This is a genomic window from Roseateles oligotrophus (assembly GCF_014204525.1).
Classification (GTDB): domain Bacteria; phylum Pseudomonadota; class Gammaproteobacteria; order Burkholderiales; family Burkholderiaceae_C; genus Paucibacter_A; species Paucibacter_A oligotrophus_A.
Genome location: NZ_JACHLP010000003.1, coordinates 299,497 through 317,927, shown reverse-complemented (window position 1 = coordinate 317,927; position 18,431 = coordinate 299,497). Strand labels below are relative to the sequence as shown.

At 67.0% G+C, this 18,431-nt stretch carries 18 protein-coding genes, 1 pseudogene and 1 riboswitch; of the genes and pseudogenes, 11 read left to right on the top strand and 8 right to left on the bottom strand.

The annotated features are described in order from the left end of the window. Window positions 1-43 precede the first annotated feature (43 nt). From HNP55_RS09030 to HNP55_RS09020, 3 genes are all read left to right on the top strand, one after another. Complete coding sequence (locus HNP55_RS09030) at window positions 44-421, top strand: BlaI/MecI/CopY family transcriptional regulator (protein ID WP_184298403.1); 378 nt, start codon at window positions 44-46, stop codon at window positions 419-421. Further along, window positions 418-2,154, top strand: coding sequence for a M56 family metallopeptidase (locus tag HNP55_RS09025; RefSeq protein ID WP_184298401.1), 1,737 nt, complete (start codon window positions 418-420; stop codon window positions 2,152-2,154). The genes HNP55_RS09030 and HNP55_RS09025 overlap by 4 nt, the downstream gene beginning before the upstream one ends. Before the next feature lie 100 nt (window positions 2,155-2,254). Then, window positions 2,255-4,291, top strand: coding sequence for a TonB-dependent receptor plug domain-containing protein (locus tag HNP55_RS09020; RefSeq protein WP_184298399.1), 2,037 nt, complete (start codon window positions 2,255-2,257; stop codon window positions 4,289-4,291). 7 nt (window positions 4,292-4,298) lie between these two features. Here the strand turns inward: HNP55_RS09020 and HNP55_RS09015 are convergent, their stop codons facing one another. The 7 genes from HNP55_RS09015 to HNP55_RS08985 form a co-directional block, all read right to left on the bottom strand. Then, window positions 4,299-5,585: a DUF2325 domain-containing protein gene (locus tag HNP55_RS09015; RefSeq protein WP_184298397.1), complete on the bottom strand. Its 1,287-nt coding sequence runs from the start codon at window positions 5,583-5,585 to the stop codon at window positions 4,299-4,301. A gap of 26 nt (window positions 5,586-5,611) precedes the next feature. Beyond that, on the bottom strand, window positions 5,612-5,896 hold the full coding sequence (locus HNP55_RS09010; protein WP_184298395.1) for a hypothetical protein: 285 nt from the start codon (window positions 5,894-5,896) through the stop codon (window positions 5,612-5,614). 165 nt (window positions 5,897-6,061) lie between these two features. Continuing rightward, window positions 6,062-6,601 (bottom strand): lactoylglutathione lyase, encoded by a 540-nt coding sequence (gene gloA, locus HNP55_RS09005; protein ID WP_184298393.1) that lies wholly within the window; start codon window positions 6,599-6,601, stop codon window positions 6,062-6,064. After that, window positions 6,598-6,948 (bottom strand): ribbon-helix-helix domain-containing protein, encoded by a 351-nt coding sequence (locus tag HNP55_RS09000; protein WP_184298391.1) that lies wholly within the window; start codon window positions 6,946-6,948, stop codon window positions 6,598-6,600. Before HNP55_RS09000 ends, gloA begins: the two co-directional genes overlap by 4 nt. Window positions 6,949-6,961: 13 nt before the next feature. Then, the gene (locus HNP55_RS08995) at window positions 6,962-8,530 is read right to left on the bottom strand and encodes a GMC family oxidoreductase (RefSeq protein ID WP_184298389.1); all 1,569 of its coding nucleotides are present in this window, start codon (window positions 8,528-8,530) and stop codon (window positions 6,962-6,964) included. A gap of 36 nt (window positions 8,531-8,566) precedes the next feature. Continuing rightward, on the bottom strand, window positions 8,567-9,178 hold the full coding sequence (locus tag HNP55_RS08990) for a tat (twin-arginine translocation) pathway signal sequence (RefSeq protein ID WP_246448297.1): 612 nt from the start codon (window positions 9,176-9,178) through the stop codon (window positions 8,567-8,569). A gap of 130 nt (window positions 9,179-9,308) precedes the next feature. Next, window positions 9,309-9,770, bottom strand: coding sequence for a MerR family transcriptional regulator (locus HNP55_RS08985; RefSeq protein WP_184298387.1), 462 nt, complete (start codon window positions 9,768-9,770; stop codon window positions 9,309-9,311). Between the two features lie 104 nt (window positions 9,771-9,874). Between HNP55_RS08985 and HNP55_RS08980 the strand changes: the two genes are divergently transcribed. The 3 genes from HNP55_RS08980 (at window position 9,875) to HNP55_RS08970 (ending at window position 12,218) form a co-directional block, all read left to right on the top strand. Continuing rightward, window positions 9,875-10,792 carry an MBL fold metallo-hydrolase gene (locus HNP55_RS08980; protein ID WP_184298385.1) on the top strand — a complete coding sequence of 306 codons (918 nt, stop codon included), beginning with the start codon at window positions 9,875-9,877 and terminating at the stop codon, window positions 10,790-10,792. Window positions 10,793-11,047: 255 nt separating this feature from the next. After that, on the top strand, window positions 11,048-11,527 hold the full coding sequence (locus tag HNP55_RS08975; protein ID WP_184298383.1) for a GNAT family N-acetyltransferase: 480 nt from the start codon (window positions 11,048-11,050) through the stop codon (window positions 11,525-11,527). A 43-nt stretch (window positions 11,528-11,570) separates the two neighbouring features. Then, the gene (locus tag HNP55_RS08970) at window positions 11,571-12,218 is read left to right on the top strand and encodes an urease accessory protein UreE (RefSeq protein WP_184298381.1); all 648 of its coding nucleotides are present in this window, start codon (window positions 11,571-11,573) and stop codon (window positions 12,216-12,218) included. Between the two features lie 76 nt (window positions 12,219-12,294). Here the strand turns inward: HNP55_RS08970 and HNP55_RS08965 are convergent, their stop codons facing one another. Then, on the bottom strand, window positions 12,295-12,528 hold the full coding sequence (locus HNP55_RS08965; RefSeq protein ID WP_184298379.1) for a hypothetical protein: 234 nt from the start codon (window positions 12,526-12,528) through the stop codon (window positions 12,295-12,297). Between the two features lie 73 nt (window positions 12,529-12,601). Continuing rightward, a riboswitch (yybP-ykoY riboswitch) is annotated at window positions 12,602-12,806 on the top strand. Between the two features lie 51 nt (window positions 12,807-12,857). Here HNP55_RS08965 and HNP55_RS08960 point away from each other — a divergent pair. The 5 genes and pseudogenes from HNP55_RS08960 to HNP55_RS24845 form a co-directional block, all read left to right on the top strand. Beyond that, complete coding sequence (locus HNP55_RS08960; RefSeq protein ID WP_184298377.1) at window positions 12,858-13,439, top strand: TMEM165/GDT1 family protein; 582 nt, start codon at window positions 12,858-12,860, stop codon at window positions 13,437-13,439. A 121-nt stretch (window positions 13,440-13,560) separates the two neighbouring features. Then, window positions 13,561-14,712: a PleD family two-component system response regulator gene (locus HNP55_RS08955; protein ID WP_184298375.1), complete on the top strand. Its 1,152-nt coding sequence runs from the start codon at window positions 13,561-13,563 to the stop codon at window positions 14,710-14,712. A 1-nt stretch (window position 14,713) separates the two neighbouring features. After that, window positions 14,714-17,764 carry a PAS domain-containing sensor histidine kinase gene (locus HNP55_RS08950; RefSeq protein WP_184298373.1) on the top strand — a complete coding sequence of 1,017 codons (3,051 nt, stop codon included), beginning with the start codon at window positions 14,714-14,716 and terminating at the stop codon, window positions 17,762-17,764. A 230-nt stretch (window positions 17,765-17,994) separates the two neighbouring features. Continuing rightward, window positions 17,995-18,381, top strand: a complete 387-nt coding sequence (locus tag HNP55_RS08945) for a TonB-dependent receptor plug domain-containing protein (protein ID WP_184298371.1) — start codon at window positions 17,995-17,997, stop codon at window positions 18,379-18,381. Continuing rightward, window positions 18,378-18,425: pseudogene (locus tag HNP55_RS24845) on the top strand (hypothetical protein); the annotation flags it as partial. The gene HNP55_RS08945 and the pseudogene HNP55_RS24845, both read left to right, overlap by 4 nt. Window positions 18,426-18,431: the final 6 nt, after the last annotated feature.

Below are 18,431 nucleotides of genomic sequence, written 5' to 3'. Positions count from 1 at the left end.
AAATGTTCTAGACATTTTGTTCTAGAACATTTATTCTGAATCCATGAGCACCCCCGCCCCCAAACCCACCGCCGCCGAACTCGATCTCTTGCGCACCTTGTGGCGCATAGGCCCGGCCAGCGCCAAGCAGACCCATGAAGCGCTGAGCGCCGAGCGCCCCGAGCTGAACGAGGCCACCGTGCTGCGCCAGTTGCAGCTCATGCATGCCAAGGGCTTGCTCCAGCGCGACGAGGGCCAGCGCCCCCATGTTTATGCCCCCGTGCATGCGCAGGACCAGTTGCAGACCCAGCTGCTGAAGGATCTGGTGTCCAAGGTATTCGCGGGTTCGGGCAAAGCCTTGGTGCTGGCGGCGCTGCGCACCCAGGTCAGCAAGAAAGAGCGGGCGGAGATCGCCAAGCTCTTGGAAGGGGATCAATCATGACCGCCTGGGCTTATGCCTTGGGCTGGGCCTTGCTGCATTTTCTGTGGCAGGGCTTGTTGGTTGGCGGCGTCACGGCGCTGCTGCTGCATGCGCTGCGCCGGGCCAGCGCCGCCAGCCGCTATGCCTTGTGCGGCGCGGCCCTGCTGCTGTGCGTGGCCCTGCCCGTGCGGCATCTCTGCCTGACGCTGGCCGAGCTGCAAGCGCCTTTGACCTGGCAAGAAGGCCAGGCGTTTGCGCAGCTATCGCCCTGGCTGCTGCGTCTGCAGGCGGCGCTGCCCTGGCTGGTGGCGGCCTGGGGCCTGGGCGTGCTGCTGATGTTCACCCGCCTGGGTCTGGGCCTGGTCTGGGTGGCGCGCTTGCGCCGTTGGCCCGAGCAGTTAGAGGCGGGTTGGCAAGCCCGCCTGGACCGCCTGGCGCAAGACATGGGCCTGCGCGGCCGCGTGGTCTTGCGGGTGGTGAAGGCCGAGCTGCCCAGCCCGCTCACGGTGGGCTGGTGGCGGCCGGTGGTGATCGTGCCGGCCAGCCTGCTCACCGGCTTGCCGCCCGCGCTGCTGGAGGCCTTGCTGGCGCATGAGCTGGCCCATGTGCGGCGGGCCGACTATGTGTTCAATCTGCTGCAAGGCATGGTCGAGGCCTTGCTGTTCTTCCACCCGGTCGTGTGGTGCTTGTCGCGCCGCATGCGCGCCGAGCGGGAGCTGATCGCCGACGCCCTGGCCGCCCAGGTTCTGGGCGAGCCGCGCCAGCTGGCATTGGCCCTGAATGAGCTGGCTCATGGCCTGAGCCAGCCGCAGCCCGCGCTGGCCGCGAGCGACGGCGACCTGCTGGCGCGCATCAAAGGCCTGCTGCGGCCCGAGGCGCAGCGGCCGGGCTGGCGCCTGCTGGCCGCGGCCCTGGCCTTGGCGGGCACGGTCTTGATGGTGCAGGCCCGGACGCAGGAGCCCGAGGCCGCGCCGGCCACGCCGCCCAGCCCGGCGGCGGCCCTGCTGCCCATCGGGGTCAGTGCCCGGCATATGTTGGTGTTGGACGATGCCAGCGGCCAGGTGCTGGCGGCCAAGGACGCCGAGGCCGTCGTGCCCGTGGCCTCCATCAGCAAGCTGATGACCGCCATGGTGGTGCTGGACAGCGGTGCCGATATGGACGAGCCCCTGCGCGTCAGCCCGGCCCTGGTGGCCCAGCACCGCTTCAGCAATGCAGGCCTGAAGGCCGGCACCCGCCTGACGCGGGGCGGCGCCCTCACGCTGACCCTGCTGGCCTCGGACAACCGCGCCGCCGAATTGCTGGCCCAGAGCTACCCCGGCGGCCTGCCGGCGTTTGAGCGCGCCACCGTGGCCAAGGCCCGGGCGCTGGGGCTGAGCCATACCGATTTGCGCGACGCCAGCGGCGCCTCCGACGCCAACCGCTCCACCGCGCAGGAGGTGGCGCGCCTGCTGGCTGCTGCCGAGCGCTACGAGGCCATTGCCCGCATCACCAGCGGCGCCGCCGCCCGCGTGCCCTTGAACGGCCACCCGGCCCTGCTGCACAACACCAATCCCCTGGTCGGCGAGCCGGGCTGGGACATCCAGCTCTCCAAAACTGGCTCGTCCCAGGCCGCCGGCGGCTGCGTGGCCGTGAAGCTCATGCTGGCTGGCAAACCCCACACCGTGGTGCTGCTGGCCGCGGCCGACAGGCAGGAGCGCCTGCGCGATCTGCAAGCCATACGCCAGGCCCTAAGCCAAACGTTCAGCGGCGGCTAAGCCGCTCCTTCTCCCTCCCTCCCTACCTACTCCCCCAGCGTTCTGCCGCCAGCTCCCGTGCCCCGGGGCAGGCGGAGCGCTGCCTGTTTCAGACCCAAAAATGCGACTCACGGCTATATTTTTGCTTTCCTGCATAACTGCAAATTTAAGCGCATCGGAGACCCTGGAGGCGGTCCGCATCCAGGCGCAGCGCCAGGACGCCCGCGTCACCGAGACCCAGGGGAAAATCGTCGTGCCGCAGGCCGAGCTGCTGCGCCTGGGCGACAGCCTCTTGAGCGAGGCCTTGCAGCGCCTGCCCGGCGTCAGCAGCGTGCCCGGCGCCCCCGGTCAGCCGCCGGTCTTGAGCCTGCGCGGCCTGGCGGCGGGCTATACCCAGATCCTGCTGAACGGGCGCCGGGCGCCAGCGGGTTTTTCCCTCGACGAAATCGCGCCCGAGCAGGTCGAGCGGGTGGAGATTCTGCGCGCCGCCAGCAGCCAGCACAGCGCCGAGGCCTTGGCGGGCAGCATCAATATCGTGCTCAGGCCGGCCAGCGCCACGCCCAGCCGCCAGGCCCAGGTGGACTCTGCGCAAAGCGCCGCCCAGACTCAAACCCGCTTGCAAGCCTCGGGCAGCGGGCCCTGGCTTGGCTCTGCCGCCAGCTTCGCCTGGGCAGCCCAGCTCTCAAGCAGGCGTTTCGACAATCTGATCCGCAGCGAGGAGCAGGGCAGCTTCGGCCAACACCAGACCGGCGAGCGGCGAGAAGGCGTGCTGGATGTGCTGAGGCTGGCGCCCCAGCTCAGCGCCAGCGATGGCAGCAAATGGGCGGGCAGCCTGGAGCTGGGGCGCTTGCGGCGCGACTCCACGCTGCAGACCCTGACGCTGGCGGGCCCTGCACCGGCCCATCCTCAGCACCAGGAAAGCTATGCCCAGCGCTATCACAAGCTGCGCTTGGATGCCTCGCAGTCCTGGCTGCTGGGCCCCGAGAGCGACTTGAGCCTGGAGTTGGCCGCGGGCCTGCATCGCCAGCATGCCGACTTCACGGACCAAGGCCTGGGGCTGGACGACCACACCTGGGGCGATCTGCGCCAGGGCGAACTCAGCCAGCGCCTGCAGCTGAGCTGGGACGCGGCGGCGGAGCACAGGCTCAGCCTGGGCAGCGAAGCCAGCCTGCAGGCGCGCCGCGAGACGCGCTTGCAAACCCTGGCGGGCCGCGCCGACAGCGCCCTGGATGCCTCGACCACGCTGGCGCGGACGGCGCTGTATCTGCAGGACGAATGGACGCTATCAAACCGGCTCTCTGTGAGCGCCGGGCTGCGCTGGGAACATTGGCTGGCCCGCAGCGAGGCGCAAAGCCATAGCGCGCACTTGCTGCTGCCCAGCTCGCAGCTGCGCTGGCAGCTGCCCGCGCACCAAGGCCGCATCCGCCTGGCCCTGGCGCGCAGCTTTGCCGCCCCGACGGCGGCCGAGCTGCTGCCCCGCCCCTTCACCAGCACGAACAACAGCCCCTTGACGCCCGACTACCAGGGCAACCCCGGCCTGCGCCCCGAGACCGCCTGGGGCCTGGACCTTGCCTACGAAAAGGAGAGCGCCGCCGGCCATGCTTTCAATCTGGGCCTGTTCGCGCGCCAGCAGCAGGATCACAAAATGGTCGAGCTGGTTCAGCTGGACTCGCGTTGGGTGCAGCGCCCGGCCAATCTGGGCGCGGCCCGGACCTGGGGGCTAGAGTCCGATGGCCGTTGGCTGGCCAGCGCGGCCCTGGCGCTGCGCTACAACCTGACGTACAGCTGGACCCAGCGTGCCGCCTTGCGGCACAGCGCCCTGCAAGCGGAGGTGAACGCGGGCTGGCAGCTCAATCTGGGGCTGGACCTGAAGGCGTTTGAAGGCTGGAGTCTGGCCGCCAATATCAAGCTGAGCCGGGCGGGCTGGAGCCCGGATGCTCTCAACTCGCGCAGCCAAAGCCCTGGACTTCGTGAGTTAGATCTGAGCGCTTCGCGCAAGCTCGGCCCGCACAGCACGCTGCGCCTGAGCCTGGCAAACGCGCTGGCCCAGGATTTTTGGGAACGCAGCCAGTGGCAGCAGGGTGGGCAGTGGCAGGAACAGATCAAGCAGCGCGCCCAGCCCCTGCAACTGAAGCTGGCGCTGGAATGGCGCGGCTGAGCCGGCTTCAGTCGCTGTCGGCCACCGCTTTGCCATGGATCGCGCACACCTCGGTCAGCGCTTTCTTGAGCGCCGACATGCTGGGCGTTTCGACAAACACGCATTGCTTGCCGGTGCGCTTGCAGTGGTCCTTGACCCGCCAGTAGGCGTTGTGGCTGACGCAGCCGGTCTGGCAGATCACCAGATCGGCGGCGGCCAGGGTGGCGTCCAGGCGGGCGGGGTTGTCCTCCTCGCCGCCATCGTGGTGCAGGAAGCGGCCACCGGTCTGCTCGATCACCCGCTGGTAGATGGGCACGCTGGCCGGACGGCCGCCGACGCAGAGCACGGCGCGCTGTTGCAGCATGGGGTCAGGTCTTGCCTGCGGGCCGGCCGCCTCCTCCGCTGCCGGCACCTGCTCTCGCAAGAGCTGCAGAGCGGCCTCGGCCGCATCGGCGCGCAGGGCTTGCTGGCGGGCTTCGCGCTGGGCGGCTTGCAGGGCCGGTTCCAGCGTCTCCAGGCGCTGGGCCATTTGTTGCTGGCGCCGCTCGCGGGCCTGGCGCAGGGCGGGTTGTTCGATCTCGGCCTGCAAGGCCTGCAGCTGTTCCAGGGTCTGGGCTAGCACGCTGCGGCAGCTGATCAGCTCGGCGCGGCTGCGCATCAGCATCGCTTCCTGGGTTTCCTGCTGGCGGGCCTGGGCGGCGGCCTGCTTGGCGTGGCGTTGCTGGGCCTGGGCCAGCTCGCGGCTCAGCACCGAGTTTTCCTGCAACAAGGCCTCGAAGCGGCCCTGGTCCACCCGGGCACCGACGCCGATCTGGTGCTGCAGCATATGCACCTGGCCCAGCACCTTGTGCTCCAGGGCGTCGTCGCAGCGGGCATGGGTCAGCACGGCCCAGAAGCTGCCGGCCAGCTCGCGGCTGCCGTTCTGGGCCTCCTGCCACCACTGCGCCAGGGCCTCGCTGCTCTTGAGCTTGGCGGTGGCCTGCAGGCTCAGGGTGTAGCGGCGATCCAGTTCTTTTTGCAAGGCCTCGGCGACCTTGCCGCGCTGGCGGGACTCTGAGATCACGCCGCAGTGCAGCTCGTAGTCATCGGCCTGCACCTGGCCGCCCATCACCTTGTCGGCCAGGCGGCGCAGGGCCGGCATGGGCATGCAGACGCCGATGACGGGGCAGAGCGCGTGCTGGCCTAACTCCCAGAGCCGACGGCGGCGGGACGAGGTCGCGGGCGGGGGCAGCACGAACTCCTGCCGCAGCTCGCCGTGCAAGCCCTCGATCCGCAGGGCGCTGCCGTGCTGGCAGTTTTCTTCTTTCTCGCACATGGTGGTTCTCCCGGGGCTGGCGCGCTTCAGTGCAGGGCTTCGCCGTGGCTGATGGTGGGTTCGGCTTCGGCTGCGCTAGCGCCCAACTCGGGCCTGGCGGCGGCCGGGATGCGCAACTCATGCAAGGCCAGGCCGAGCAGCTTGTGCAGTTCCTGGAAGGCCCCGGGCTCCAGGCGCACGCTGAAGCAGCTGAGGTGCAGGGTGAGTACACCGCAGTTGCACAGGCTGACGGCGCCCACGCTATTGCTGGCCAGGGGCAGGGCGGGGCCGTGGGCGCCACCGGGGTTTGATGGGTTGTGCTGGTGATCCAAGAATGCAAAGCCTCCAGAGCGAGCCGGCCGGCCCCAGGCAGGCCTCATCCAGAGATGGGGCAGGAGGGCAGGAGCTGGCGGGCAGGAGGCTGGCTGTTCCGGAATTCGCGGTGAGAAATCATTTTAATGCGAATGACTCGCATTTGCAACGAACGGCTGAAAAGTCTATTGCTGTCCGAGTCGAGTCAAACGGGCGGGCTCGACAATCTCTATCCAATAGCCGTCGGGATCCTGGATGAAGGCCACATCCTTCATCTTGCCCTGCTCCGGGCGCTTGACGAAGGGCACTTGCTGCCGGTCGAACCAGGCCACGGCGGCGTCCAGATCGGGCACCGAGAAGCAGATGTGGCCAAAGCCCTGAGGCTGGGTATTGCCGTTGTGATAGCTGAAGCCGGCCTGGGTCTCGCTGCCCCAGTTGTGGGTCAGCTCCAGCACGCCGCGCTGCGCGAAGGTCCAGGCTGTGCGTGCGCCCGCCTCGGCCGGCGCGTCTTCGGCAAGCAGCGCCTGGGCCAGGAAGTAGAGCGAGAAGCGCAGTTCGGGGAAGTCCAGCTTGCGCAGCAGGCGCAGGCCCAGCACGCGGCTGTAGAAGTCCAGGGCCAGGGCCGGGTCCTTGACTCGCAGCATGCTGTGGTTGAAGACAAAGTCGCGGGTCAGGGCCTCGGGCTGGGTGCAGATGCCGGGCTGCTGTTCGGTGCCAAAGCTCATGCGGCGCTCCGCCCGAGCTTGCCGCCGCCCTGGGCTGCCACCACGGTCAGTCGGGGCGGGTTTTCCAGCGCCTTCTCGGCCGCCTGCAGGCTGCGGCGCAGATAGCGCATGCAGGTCACGCGCAGAAAGGAGGCGAAGTTGGGCACCTCGCCGCGCTGCGCCAGGATCTCGTCGTGGAAGGTGGCGATCAAGGCATTGGTGGTGCAGCCCTCCTGCTCGGCCATTTCGGCCAGGATGTCCCAGACCATATTCTCCAGCCGCAAGCTGGTCAGCACGCCGTGGATGCGCAGGCTGCGCGAGCGTTGCTCGTACTGGATGGGGTCGGCCTTGACGAAGAATTCGCACATGGTTTGTTGCTCCTCAAATCGAGCGCGCCGCCATCTGCTTGGCGATGTACTCGGCCTGCCGTATGGCCAAGGTGACGATGGTCAGCGTGGGGTTCTCCGCCCCGCCGGTGGTGAACTGGCTGCCGTCCGAGATGAAGAGATTGGCGATGTCATGCGTCTGGCCATAGGCATTGCAGACGCTGGTCTTGGCCGAGGCGCCCATGCGGCAGCTGCCCAGATTGTGGGTGGAGGGGTAGGGCGGGGTGCGCAGGCTCTTGATCGCTCCGGCCGCCTCGTAGACGCGCTGGCCCTGGGTGAAGGCATGCTCGCGCATGGCGACGTCATTGGGGTGATCGTCAAAATGGACATTGGGTGCGGCATTGCCCCAGCGGTCCTTGACCTGGCTGTTCAGGGTGATGCGATTGCTTTCGCGCGGCATGTCCTCGCCCACCAGCCACATGCCGGCCAGGTGGGTGTAATGGTCCAGATAGTCGGCAAAGTCCGCGCCCCAGCCGCCGGGGTTCAGGAAGGCGGCCATGAAGGGCACGCCCAGGGCCAGCGTCTCCATCTCGTAGCCGCCGACAAAGCCGCGCCGGCTGTCGTGGCCGGCCTCGTCGCGGATGATGCCGGCCATGGTGGTGCCGCGGTACATATGCACCGGCTGCTTGAACTGGGCGTAGACCGAGCCCGTCATATGGCGCATGTAATTGCGCCCCACCTGGCCGGAGGAGTTGGCCAGGCCGTCCTTGAAGAGATTGGAGGCGGACAGCAGCAAGAGCCGGGGCGTCTCGATGGCATTGCCGGCCACGCAGACGATGCGGGCTTTTTGCCGCTGCGCCCGGCCCTCTTTGTCGAAATAGACCACGGCATTGACGCGGCCCTTGTCGTCGTGTTCGATGCGGCTGACATGGCTCTCGGGGCGCAGATCCAGCAGGCCGGTTTTTTCGGCCTTGGGCAGCTCGGTGTAGAGCGTGCTCCACTTGGCGCCGCTCTTGCAGCCCTGGAAGCAAAAGCCCAGCTGCATGCAGCGGCCCCGGCCGTCACGCGGCTGGCTGTTGATGGCCATATGACCGGTGCTGACGTCTTTGTAGCCCAGCTTCTTGGCCCCGGCATACATGACCTTGAAGTTGTTATTGCCCGGCAGGCCAGGGATGCCGTGGGTGCGCGTCACGCCCATCTTGTCCTCGGCACGGCTGTAGTAGGGGGCCAGCTCGTCCAGGCTCAGCGGCCAGTCCATCAGATTGGCGCCGGCGATGTCCCCGTAAGTCGTGCGGGCCTTCAGCTCATGGGCTTGCAGGCGCAGCGAGGCACCGGCCCAATGGGTGGTGGTGCCGCCCACGGTCTTGCAGATCCAGGCCGGCAGGCCGGCAAAGTCTTTGGCGACCCGCCAGCTGCCCGAGGTGGTGCGCGGGTCCAGCCAGGCCAGTTGGCTGAAGCTCTTCCATTCGTCGTTGATGAAGGTGGCGTTGCTTTGCAATGCACCCGCCTCCAGCACGATGACCTTGATGCCTTGCTGGCACAGCTCATTGGCCAGGGTGCCGCCGCCCGCGCCGGAGCCGATGATGAGGACGGCGCTGTCGTCGTCGTACGAGATCTTTGCCATGGTCTTGTCTCCGTATTTTTCTTGCTGCGCTGGACTTCAGCCGAAGTAGGGCGGCGGGCTGGCCTCAAGCGGCGGCGCGGGTAGCCATTTGAGGTCTTGAAAACCCCGGCTGATGTAGCCGCCCTTCTCCCAGGCCGAGCCGGGATAGCCGAAGACGGCGAAGGCCATCTCGTTGTCGTACAGCGAGGTGACGCATTGGCCGCGCACCAGATTGAAAAAGGCCTCGCCCTCCAGGGCCTTGACGATGTGCAGGCGCTGGCCAGCCTTGCCTCGTACAAAGCCTTGCTCCTTCAGATGCGCGATGCCTGCGCGCAAAAGCCTGGCGCTGGCCGGGTCGGCCGCGGCCTTGGCATCCAGATCCTTGGCCAGCAGGGCGTAGACGGCGTCGGGCAATTTCTTGTGCGGGTAGAGCACCCGGCCCATGGCCATCAAGACCTGACCCTCTTCGGTGCTGAGGGTCTTGAGCTCCAGCGCCCAGGCGGTGGAGGGTGCCAGCGAAGCCAGCGTAGAGCCCAGGGTCAGCTGGCCCAGCAAGAGCCCCGAGCCCTGCAGCAACTCGCGCCGCGTCAGGGGCAGGGCGGGGCGGGGCGGCGCCACTGCTGCTGCATGGGCGTGAATGGGCACAAAGGGCTGGCGGTCTGCTGGCATGGCCTGTCTCCTGGCGTGCCCGTCGTCAACAGAGGCGCGGGCTTGCCCTTATCTTGCGCGCAGCTCCCGCCCAATGGTGGTACCGGGCTGTTTACGCGGGAAAGTACCGAGGGCCCTGGCCGTTCGCTTGTCAGGCCGCCCCGGGTGTCCGGCGCTTGGGAAAACTGCGCTTGAGCATGCTGACGCCGGGCCCTCCAGGGGCTTCCTGCGGCGACCTGCTGTCCCGCAATTGCAGCTCCGCTTCGGGCGGGCAGCGCAAGGAGGCCAGGGTGTCGTTCAGCCTGAGTTTGAGCGCCTGCAGCTGCGCTTGTTGCCGCTCGATCTCTTGCAGCTTGGCGCCCAGCAAGGCCTCCAGTTCCGGTCGTTTGAGTCCGCCCGCCTGTGGCCGGCTCAGCACGGCCTGAATCTCCTTCAAGGAAAAACCCAGGGCCTGCGCACCCCGGATGAACTGCAGGGTTTCCAGATGCGCGGCCGTGTAACGCCGATAGCCATTGGCCTGGCGGGGCGCCGCCGCCAGCAGGCCCAGCTTTTCGTAGTAGCGCAAGGTATCGGGCGTGAGCTGGCTGGCAAGGGCGAGTTGGCTGATATTCATGGCAGGCAAGCAGAAGACGGAGAAGGCCGCGCCGGGGCTTGACCTTGGAGGATAGACCCGACTTTAGGCTGCGCTTCTCGTCATCCATCGCCGCTTTTGTCGCCATGCTCAAAACCATCAGCCTCGCCCTTGTCTTCTCTCTTGCATTCGTCCTGCCCTGCGTCGCCGCGGACCCTGGGGCCCAGGCGCAAACCGAGGCGCCGCCGCAGTACGGCTTCGCCATCATCAAGACCGCCAGGGTGGCGGTGCGCCAAGCTGTGCTGGTGCCAGGCGCGAGCTGGGGCCGGGAGATCGACAGCAATTTCTCGGCTTTTTTGATCAAGCACGGGGAAGACACCTTTCTCTTCGACACCGGCCTGGGCCGCCAGGTGGACGCGCAGTACGGCAAGGACATGCCGCTTTTCTGGCGCCTGTTCTTCAGCTACGACAAGCCGGTCCGGCCCGCGCGGGACCAGCTGGAGCAGGCCGGCCAGGCCTTGCCCAAGCGCATCATCCTGAGCCACAGCCATTGGGACCACGCGTCGGCGCTGCAAGACTTTCCTGAGGCACGCATTGCCATCGCCGCGCCGGAGATGGCCTTGGTTCAGGCACCCAGCCGGGGCCCGGGCGGCAGCTGGCCGAGCCAGCTCGCCAATCCGGCGCTTCGCTGGGAATTGCTGCATTTGCAGAACATCCCCTACCGCGGCTTTGCGCGCAGCCTGGACCTGTTTGGCGATGGCCGCGCGGTGCTGGTCGATCTGGCCGGCCATACGCCGGGTTCGCTGGGCCTGTTTCTGACGGTGGACTCGGGGGCGCTCTACTTTCTCATCGGGGATGCCGCCTGGACGGTGGATGCCTTGCGGGCGGCGGCCCCCAAATTCTGGGCGGCCGGGGCCTTGGTGGACGGCGATGCGGCGCAGACCCAGCGCGTGCTGGGGCAGTTGCAGCAACTCATGCAAGAAACACCCCAGTTGCGCCTGCTGCCCGCGCATGACAGCCGGGCGCAAGATGCGCTGGGCTACTTTCCGCAATGGCTGCGCTGACCGGGCGCAGGCCGGCCTGGCACCTGGGACAGCAGGGCGCCGCACCAAATATGCGCAGATCAAGGCCCGCGCCGTCCGGTTGCCGGCCAAGCTGGTGCGTGATGCCCGCCAGGCGCGGCCCCGCTGGGATCGTAGACACGTTCCAAGGGCATGGCAGCACCCATGCCTGCGGCGGCACGGGGCTTGCTAATTGCAGGCCGGTCACGTTGCCGCCGAGGGCGCGACGCCTTCTTTTCTGTTTTGTGAGTCTTTGCCATGAGTTTTGAAATCCGCCTCGACCCGCATCTGGACGACCCGCGCCTCGCCCGCTTCCTGGGCGAGCATCTGGCCGATATGCGCCGCGTCTCGCCCCCCGAAAGCGTGCATGCCCTGGACCTGCAGGCCTTGCGCCAGCCCGGCATTTCTTTCTGGAGCGCCTGGCAAGGCGAGCAACTGGTGGGCAGCGTGGCGCTCAAACGCCTGGATGCCGGCCATGCCGAACTCAAATCCATGCGTTGCGACGCCCAGCTGCGCGGCCGGGGGCTAGGCCGGGCGCTGCTGCTGCATGCGCTGGAGCAGGCCCGCGCCATGGGTTTTCAGCGCCTCAGCCTGGAGACCGGGCCGCAGCCATTTTTCGAGCCGGCCCGCAAGCTTTATCAGCGCCATGGCTTTCAGGCCTGCGGGCCGTTTGCCGATTACGGGCCCGACCCCTACAGCTGCTTTATGAGCCTGTCCTTGTCCGCGCCTGGGCCCTGATAATTCAGGCCTGTTCCGAACACTCGCGTCAAGCACCCACACCATGATCCAAGTTTCCAAACTGCTGGCCCAAGGGCAAGGCCTGGCCCCCGTGCTGCTCAAGCGGGCGGCCGCTGTCGAGCTGGACTGGGACACACGGCAGAAAAGCCGCTTCCAGGCCTTTGACGGCGAGGGCCGCGAGCTCGCTGTCTTCCTGCCCCTGGGCAGCCTGGTGCGCGGCGGTGATGTGCTGGTGGCCGAGGACGGTTCCTTGATCCGCGTGCTGGCCAAGCCCCAGGCCCTGCTGCGCATCACGCCTTGCAGCGAGCATGGCTCGGCCTTTGACCTGAGCCTAGCGGCCTACCATCTGGGCCGCCGCCATGTGGCCGTCGAGATCAAGCCCGAGCACCTCAAGATCCTGCCCGACCCTGTGCTGGCCGAGATGCTGCGCGCCATGCATCTCAGCGTGCAGGAGGTGAGCGAGGGCTTTGAGCCCGAGGGCGCGGCCGCCCAGACGGCCGGTCATGGTCAGGCTGCGGCAGACAAGAAGCCCCATGTGCATGGCCCGGGCTGTGGCCATGACCATGCTCACGAGCACAAACCCGCCGCGGCCGCCAGGCCCCTGAGCATCCCCATCCAGGCCGCTGCCGCCCCTGCGCCCCATGTGCACGGGCCTGGCTGCAATCACGGCCATGATCACAAGCATGGCTGAGGCCTCGCCCTCGCTGATCGGCCCGGCCTCGTCGACCGCCTGATATGGGTGGGGCTTGGCCTGTTCTAGGCCCGCTTCAGCCCATCGGGGTGCACAGCTCCACCAAGCTCCCGTCGGGGCAGCGCACATAGGCCACGGTCTGGCCCCAGGGCTTGGTGAGCGGCGCTTTGACGGGCGTGGCCCCGGTGTCCAGCTCGCCGTAAGCGCCCGACTCGTGCAGAAAGCGCCGCTTGAGGCCGAAGGCTTGTTCAAAAAAGGCCAGCGATGCGGCGACGTCGGCCACGTAGACAATGGTGTAGGCGAAGTTCATTGGGGCTCCTCTGCTTTGAGCCTTGCAGCCCAGGGTCTGTTAGCGCGTGTCAGCAGGGCTCTCGGTTAAACTCTCGCCCGTCATTGGGGAGTAGCCGCCGTGAATGGAGCAGCAAGTGCTCGGCAATATTCACGGGCCCGCGTCAACACACTTGGACCGCTGTTTTTGCTTGGGCGGACCATGGCGCGCGCAGTTGTCTAACCTGGCAAGACCTTTGACCATGCCCTCCTGCTACAGCGGCCGGTGGGTGCATGGTCACAAGGATTTTGTTGGGGTGTTGAAGCGCAACACGCCGGCCGCGAGAAAAACAAAAGAAAGTGATTCACCCCATGGAAGCCTTCCTCGTTTCTACCGGCGTCGTCGCCCTGGCCGAAATCGGTGACAAGACCCAGTTGCTGGCCTTTTTGCTGGCCGCGCGCTTTCGCAAGCCCCTGCCCATCTGCCTGGGCATCTTCATCGCCACCCTGGTCAACCATGCCGGCGCCGGTGCGCTCGGCGCCTGGATCACCACTCAGCTGAGCCCGCAAACCCTGCGCTGGGTGCTGGGGCTGAGCTTTCTGGCCATGGCGGTCTGGATCCTGATCCCCGACAAGATCGACGCCGAAGAAGAGGGCGGCGCCAAGCTCAAGCTGGGCGTCCTGGGCACCACCATCGTGGCCTTTTTCCTGGCCGAGATGGGGGACAAGACGCAGATCGCCACCGTCGCCCTGGCGGCCCAGTTCCACGCCTTTGTGGCGGTGGTGGCGGGCACCACGCTGGGCATGATGATTGCCAATGTGCCGGCCGTCTTCCTGGGGGACCGCATGGCCGGCCGGGTGCCGGTGCGGCTGGTGCATGGCGTGGCCGCGCTGATCTTCGCCGCCCTGGGTGCGGCGACCTTGCTGGGCCTGGGGGCGGGACTGGGATTTTGACCACTGCCCTGTGGCGGCGTACTAACGCCAAGACTCCCCAGCAACTCAAGAACCATGCGAATATGCCGATGCGCTGAAATAGTGCATGCCGGTGTGCACCATCGGTTCCAGGGGAGTTGCCATGACCTTGTCTTCACGAGTGCTGCTGGTCGACGACGATGAGTTGACCCTTCAGATGCTGGAAGCCACGCTGGAGGACGCCTTCAAGGTGGTCTGCGTCACCAGCGGTGAACAAGCCCTGGCGCTGTGCGCCAACGAGGTTTTCGATCTGGTGGTGCTGGATGTGGACATGCCCGGTCTGGACGGGTATGAGACCTGCCGCCGCCTGAAGGCCGATTTTCAAAGCGCCGATATCCCGGTGATTTTTCACTCGGCCAAGGTCAGTATTGACGAGCGTTTGCAGGGTTATGCGGCGGGTGGCGCGGACTATCTCGCCAAACCCTTTGACCCGACGGAATTGCAGGCCAAGATCAGCCTGGTGCTGGCCAATCGCGACAAGCAGCGCGAGCTGGCGGGCCAGCTGGATGAGGTGATGAATGCGGTGCTTTCCACCGCCGATATGGTGGGCGAGGCCGGGGTGGTGCTGGAGTACCAGCGGCAGCTGGCCAGCTGCGCCGACTATGCCCAGGTGGCGCGCGCCCTGTTCGAGGCCTTGCAGCGCTACGGCCTCGACGGCTGCCTGCGCATACGCGGGCGGGCGGCGGCCTTGTCGCTCAATGCGCGCAGCCCTTGCAGCGCACTGGAAAACTCCATCCTCGACCATCTGCAGGCCCAGACCGAGGGCCCGCGCATACGGCCGCTGGGCGCGCATACCGGTTTCAGTTACGGCAGCGTGCTGCTGTTCGTGCGCGATCTGCGCATGGACCGCGGCGAGGCCATGGACAAGGCCGTGTCGGAGCGCATGGGCCGGGCCATCGACAATGTGGCCATGCTGGTGGAAGGGGCCATCGTGCGGGTCTCGGCACTGGATACCGAGATGGCCGCGCGCGAGCTGGCCGATGTGCGCCATCTGGTCAGCATGACGCGCAATGCGCTGACCGATATCTCCGCCCGCAGCCAGGCGCAGAAGGACGAGGTCAAGGCCATTTTCGAGAGCCTCAACGCCGAGGTGGAATCCAGCTTTCTGCATCTGGGCCTGACCCACTCACAGGAAGACTTCCTCAGCACCTTGCTCAAGCAGCATATGGAGGCCGTGCTGACCAGCATGGGCAAGAGCCAGGAGGTGGAGGACTTCCTGGCGCGCGTCATTCTCAAGCTCAATCAATATTCCTGAAATGCAGGCGGCTGCGCAGTCTCTGCAGGACTTCCGGCGGCACCTGGACGCGGCCGCCAAGCGCAGCGCCAGCGGCCTGCTGCTGCTGGTCATGCTGGGGGCTTCGGCCCAGCTCCTGTCGCTGGCCCTGCAGTTCGAGCAGGCCTGGGATCAGCGCGTGCTGCGCATGGCGCCGGGCGGGCTGTTCTTTGCGGTGGCGGCGCTGTCCTTATTCCTGATCCAGCGCCACAGCGTGCGCCTGGGCGTGGGGATTTTCTGTTGCGTGGCCATGCTGCTGCAGTTCAGCTCGGCGCTGTTCTATGGCCTGGGCCTGCATTCCTCGGGCATGGTGGCCGTGGTCTGCCTGCTGGTCGTGATGGGTTTGCTGGTGGGGCCGCGGGCTGCCAAATGGGCCACGCCGTTTGCCTTGCTGGGCGTCCTCTTGCTGTGGCAGCTGGAGGCGCAGGGCCTGATCGGCCCGCCGGCGCCCGCCATGCTGCCGCCGCTGGCCAGCTATGCGGTGGTCTTCATGGTCAGCTGCCTGGTGGTGGGTTGGTTGAGCCTGCGCTACGGCAGTTTGTTCTGGGAGGTCATTTCCTCGCTGGAAAGCTCGCGCCAGCTGCTGGCCGAGACCCTGCATGCCCAGCAGCTGGCGGCGCAGGACCTGCGTGAGAGCGAGGACCGCCTGCGCGTGCTGCTGGACAACTCCCTGTCCTGCATCGTCATCCTCGACGGCGAGACCGCCGCGCTGCGTTTCGCTAACGCGCAAACCCTGCAGACCTTCGGCTGCGAGCGCGCCAGCGAGCTGGACAGCAGCCTGCTCTTCCCCGGCGGCCCCTACTCGCGCGAGCAGGCCATGCTGTGGGTGCGGCGCACGCTGGACCAGGGCGCGCAGTATTTTGAATGGCAGTCGCGGCGCAGCGACGGCAGCCCGATCTGGTGGGACCTGAAGCTGGACCGGCTCTTGATCGGCGGCGAGTCCTGCGTGGTCAGCTTTGGCCACGACATCACCGAGCGGGTGCGCGCCGAGTCCGAGCTGCGCATCCAGCGCAGCCGGCTGGAGGAGCAGGTGCGCGAACGCACCAGCGAGCTGATGCTGGAAAAGCAGCGCCTGCTCGACATCATCGAGGCCCTGCCCATCACCCTCAGCATCCGCGACCTGCAGGGCCGCTACACCTTGATCAACCGCAGCTTCGAGCAGGCCTCGGGCCAGCGCCGCGACCAGGTGCTGGGCCTCAGCGCGCGCCATTTCCTGACGCCCGAGATGGCGGCCGAGATCGCCGACACCGATGCCCAGGTGATGGCCGGCGCGGCCAGCGCCACGACCGAGAGCCAGTTCATCCACCCGATGGAGGGCGCACACGACTATCTGATCGTCACCGTGCCCCTGCTGGACGGCCGCAAAAAACCTTATGCCGTGCTCAACCTCGGCACCGATGTGACCTCGCTGAAACGCTTGCAGCGCGAGCTCAGCCAGGCCAAGGACGAGGCCGAGCGCCTGGCGCGGGTGAAGAGCGAGTTCCTGGCCAATATGAGCCACGAGATCCGCACCCCGCTCAACGCGGTGCTGGGCCTGGCCCAGCTGGGCATAGGGCGCAGCGCCGACCCGGCGGCGGCGCGCAATGGCTTTGAGCGCATCGTGCGCTCGGGCCGCCATCTGCTCAGCGTCATCAACGACATCCTCGACTACTCCAAGGTGGAAAGCGGCAAGCTGGAAATCGACAGCCAGCCCGCCAATCTGAGCCAGCTCAGCAAGGAGGTGATAGGCCTGGTGGCCGAGCGGGCCGAGGCCAAGCATCTGCGCCTGCGGCTGGACTACAAGCTGCTGGAGGACTGGGTGGCGCTGGACGCGCTGCGGGTCACGCAGATCCTGGTCAATCTGCTGGCCAATGCGATCAAGTTCACCGACCAGGGCGAGGTGCGTTTGAGCATGAGCCAGCAGGACGACACCTTGCTGCTCAGCGTCAGCGATAGCGGCGTGGGCATCGCGCCCGAGCAGCAGTCGCGCATCTTCAAGGCCTTCGAGCAGGCCGACAGCTCCATCACCCGCCAGTTCGGCGGCACCGGCCTGGGCCTGAGCATCAGCAACCGCCTGGCCCAGGCCATGGGCGGCCTGATCACCGTCACCAGCACCCTGGGCAAGGGCTCCTGCTTTACCCTGCGCCTGCCCTGGGTGCAGGTCAAGCCCGAGGACCAGCACGAAGCGGCGCCGATGCGTATGACGGGCCCCGACCTGCTGCGCGGCCTGCGCATCCTGATCGTCGACGATGTGGACATCAACCGCGAGATCCTGCACGACCTGCTGGCCCTGGCCGGCGCCGAGGTGATGAGTGCCGACGGCGGCCCGCAGGCCATCGCGCGGGTGCAGGAGGCCGGGCCCGATGGCTACGACCTGGTGCTGATGGATGTGCAAATGCCCGAGATGGACGGCTACGAGGCCACCCGCTGCCTGCACCAGCTGGCGCCGCAGCTGCGCGTCATCGCGCTGACGGCCCATGCCCTGCCGGAGGAAAAGCGCAAATGCACCGAGGCCGGCATGCAGGGCCATATCAGCAAGCCCATCGATCAGGTCGAGCTGATGCGCACCTTGCTGATACAGGCCGAGCCGCTGGAGCGACGCGGGCCCGGGGGCATGCGGGCCTCGCAGTTCGCCGCGCTGGACGAGCTGGCTGCCGAGACTCAGCCCAAGCCGCGCAGCCTGATCTGGCCCGATCTGCCCGGCACCGACTTCGACACCGCCCTGACCCGTTGCGCCGGCAGGCAGGAACTGCTGGCCAAGCTGCTGGGCACTTTTGCCAAGCAGTATGCGCAGTACCAAAGCGTGTTCGAGGAGGCCCGCATCGGCGGCCTGCCGGCGCTGGGCAGCGCGGCCCACCGGCTCAAGGGCTTGTCGGGCAATCTGGGCCTCTTGCAGCTGTCGCGCTGTGCCGAACGCCTGGAAGTCGCCACCGGCAGCCGCGGCGACCCCACCGATGTGCCCGCCGCCCTGACCGCCCTGATCCGCGAGATCGCCCCCATGGTCAGCAGCATCGTGAGCTGGCACGAGGCCTATACGGCCAGGGCCGGCGCCTGAGAACGCTCGTAGCAGGCTTTCGCACCGGCAGAGGGTGTCGAAACGCATGATTCACACGGCTTGATGCGAAAAGGCAACTCGAAGGGTTTGTCCCTGTGCGATGTCCGTGTCCGCCAGGAGAAGAATCCTGCCCACGGCAGTGGAGCGTGTGCCTCCTTGGGCATGGCTTTTGCTGTACACCCTTCAACCGATCTTGCTGTTCAAGCAAAAGTACTACGGAGTAAGCCTGGATGAAAACGACCCGTCTTTGCAGTGCCCTGGCACTGATATACGCCGCGGGGTTCAGCCCCATGCTGCAAGCGCAAGAATCCCTGGAACGAGTCACCGTGACCGGCTCCTCCATCAAGCGCCTGGAATCGGAAACAGCGCTGCCGGTGTCCGTCATCACGCGGGCGCAGATCGAAAGCAGCGGTGCCGTCAGCACGGAGGATTTGCTCAAGCGCATCTCGGCCAATTCGGCCATGGTGTCCGACTCGACCCAGGGTGCGGGTTACGCCACCTCTAACGCCAATCTGCGCGGCCTGGGTGCCAATTCCACGCTGGTGCTGTTGAATGGTCGGCGTTTGGCCAACCACCCCTTTGGCAATATCGCGGCGGCAACGCCTCGGTCGACCTGAACAGCATCCCCTTCGCCGCCATCGATCGCATCGAGGTATTGCGTGATGGT

Bases quoted from the DNA above. Each gene is read 5' to 3' on its own strand.
- HNP55_RS09030 (WP_184298403.1), top strand. From the start codon at position 44: ATGAGCACCCCCGCCCCCAAACCCACCGCCGCCGAACTCGATCTCTTG.
- HNP55_RS09025 (WP_184298401.1), top strand. From the start codon at position 418: ATGACCGCCTGGGCTTATGCCTTGGGCTGGGCCTTGCTGCATTTTCTG.
- HNP55_RS09020 (WP_184298399.1), top strand. From the start codon at position 2,255: ATGCGACTCACGGCTATATTTTTGCTTTCCTGCATAACTGCAAATTTA.
- HNP55_RS09015 (WP_184298397.1), bottom strand. From the start codon at position 5,585: ATGTGCGAGAAAGAAGAAAACTGCCAGCACGGCAGCGCCCTGCGGATC.
- gloA (WP_184298393.1), bottom strand. From the start codon at position 6,601: ATGAGCTTTGGCACCGAACAGCAGCCCGGCATCTGCACCCAGCCCGAG.
- HNP55_RS09000 (WP_184298391.1), bottom strand. From the start codon at position 6,948: ATGTGCGAATTCTTCGTCAAGGCCGACCCCATCCAGTACGAGCAACGC.
- HNP55_RS08995 (WP_184298389.1), bottom strand. From the start codon at position 8,530: ATGGCAAAGATCTCGTACGACGACGACAGCGCCGTCCTCATCATCGGC.
- HNP55_RS08990 (WP_246448297.1), bottom strand. From the start codon at position 9,178: ATGCCAGCAGACCGCCAGCCCTTTGTGCCCATTCACGCCCATGCAGCA.
- HNP55_RS08985 (WP_184298387.1), bottom strand. From the start codon at position 9,770: ATGAATATCAGCCAACTCGCCCTTGCCAGCCAGCTCACGCCCGATACC.
- HNP55_RS08980 (WP_184298385.1), top strand. From the start codon at position 9,875: ATGCTCAAAACCATCAGCCTCGCCCTTGTCTTCTCTCTTGCATTCGTC.
- HNP55_RS08975 (WP_184298383.1), top strand. From the start codon at position 11,048: ATGAGTTTTGAAATCCGCCTCGACCCGCATCTGGACGACCCGCGCCTC.
- HNP55_RS08970 (WP_184298381.1), top strand. From the start codon at position 11,571: ATGATCCAAGTTTCCAAACTGCTGGCCCAAGGGCAAGGCCTGGCCCCC.
- HNP55_RS08965 (WP_184298379.1), bottom strand. From the start codon at position 12,528: ATGAACTTCGCCTACACCATTGTCTACGTGGCCGACGTCGCCGCATCG.
- HNP55_RS08960 (WP_184298377.1), top strand. From the start codon at position 12,858: ATGGAAGCCTTCCTCGTTTCTACCGGCGTCGTCGCCCTGGCCGAAATC.
- HNP55_RS08955 (WP_184298375.1), top strand. From the start codon at position 13,561: ATGACCTTGTCTTCACGAGTGCTGCTGGTCGACGACGATGAGTTGACC.
- HNP55_RS08950 (WP_184298373.1), top strand. From the start codon at position 14,714: ATGCAGGCGGCTGCGCAGTCTCTGCAGGACTTCCGGCGGCACCTGGAC.
- HNP55_RS08945 (WP_184298371.1), top strand. From the start codon at position 17,995: ATGAAAACGACCCGTCTTTGCAGTGCCCTGGCACTGATATACGCCGCG.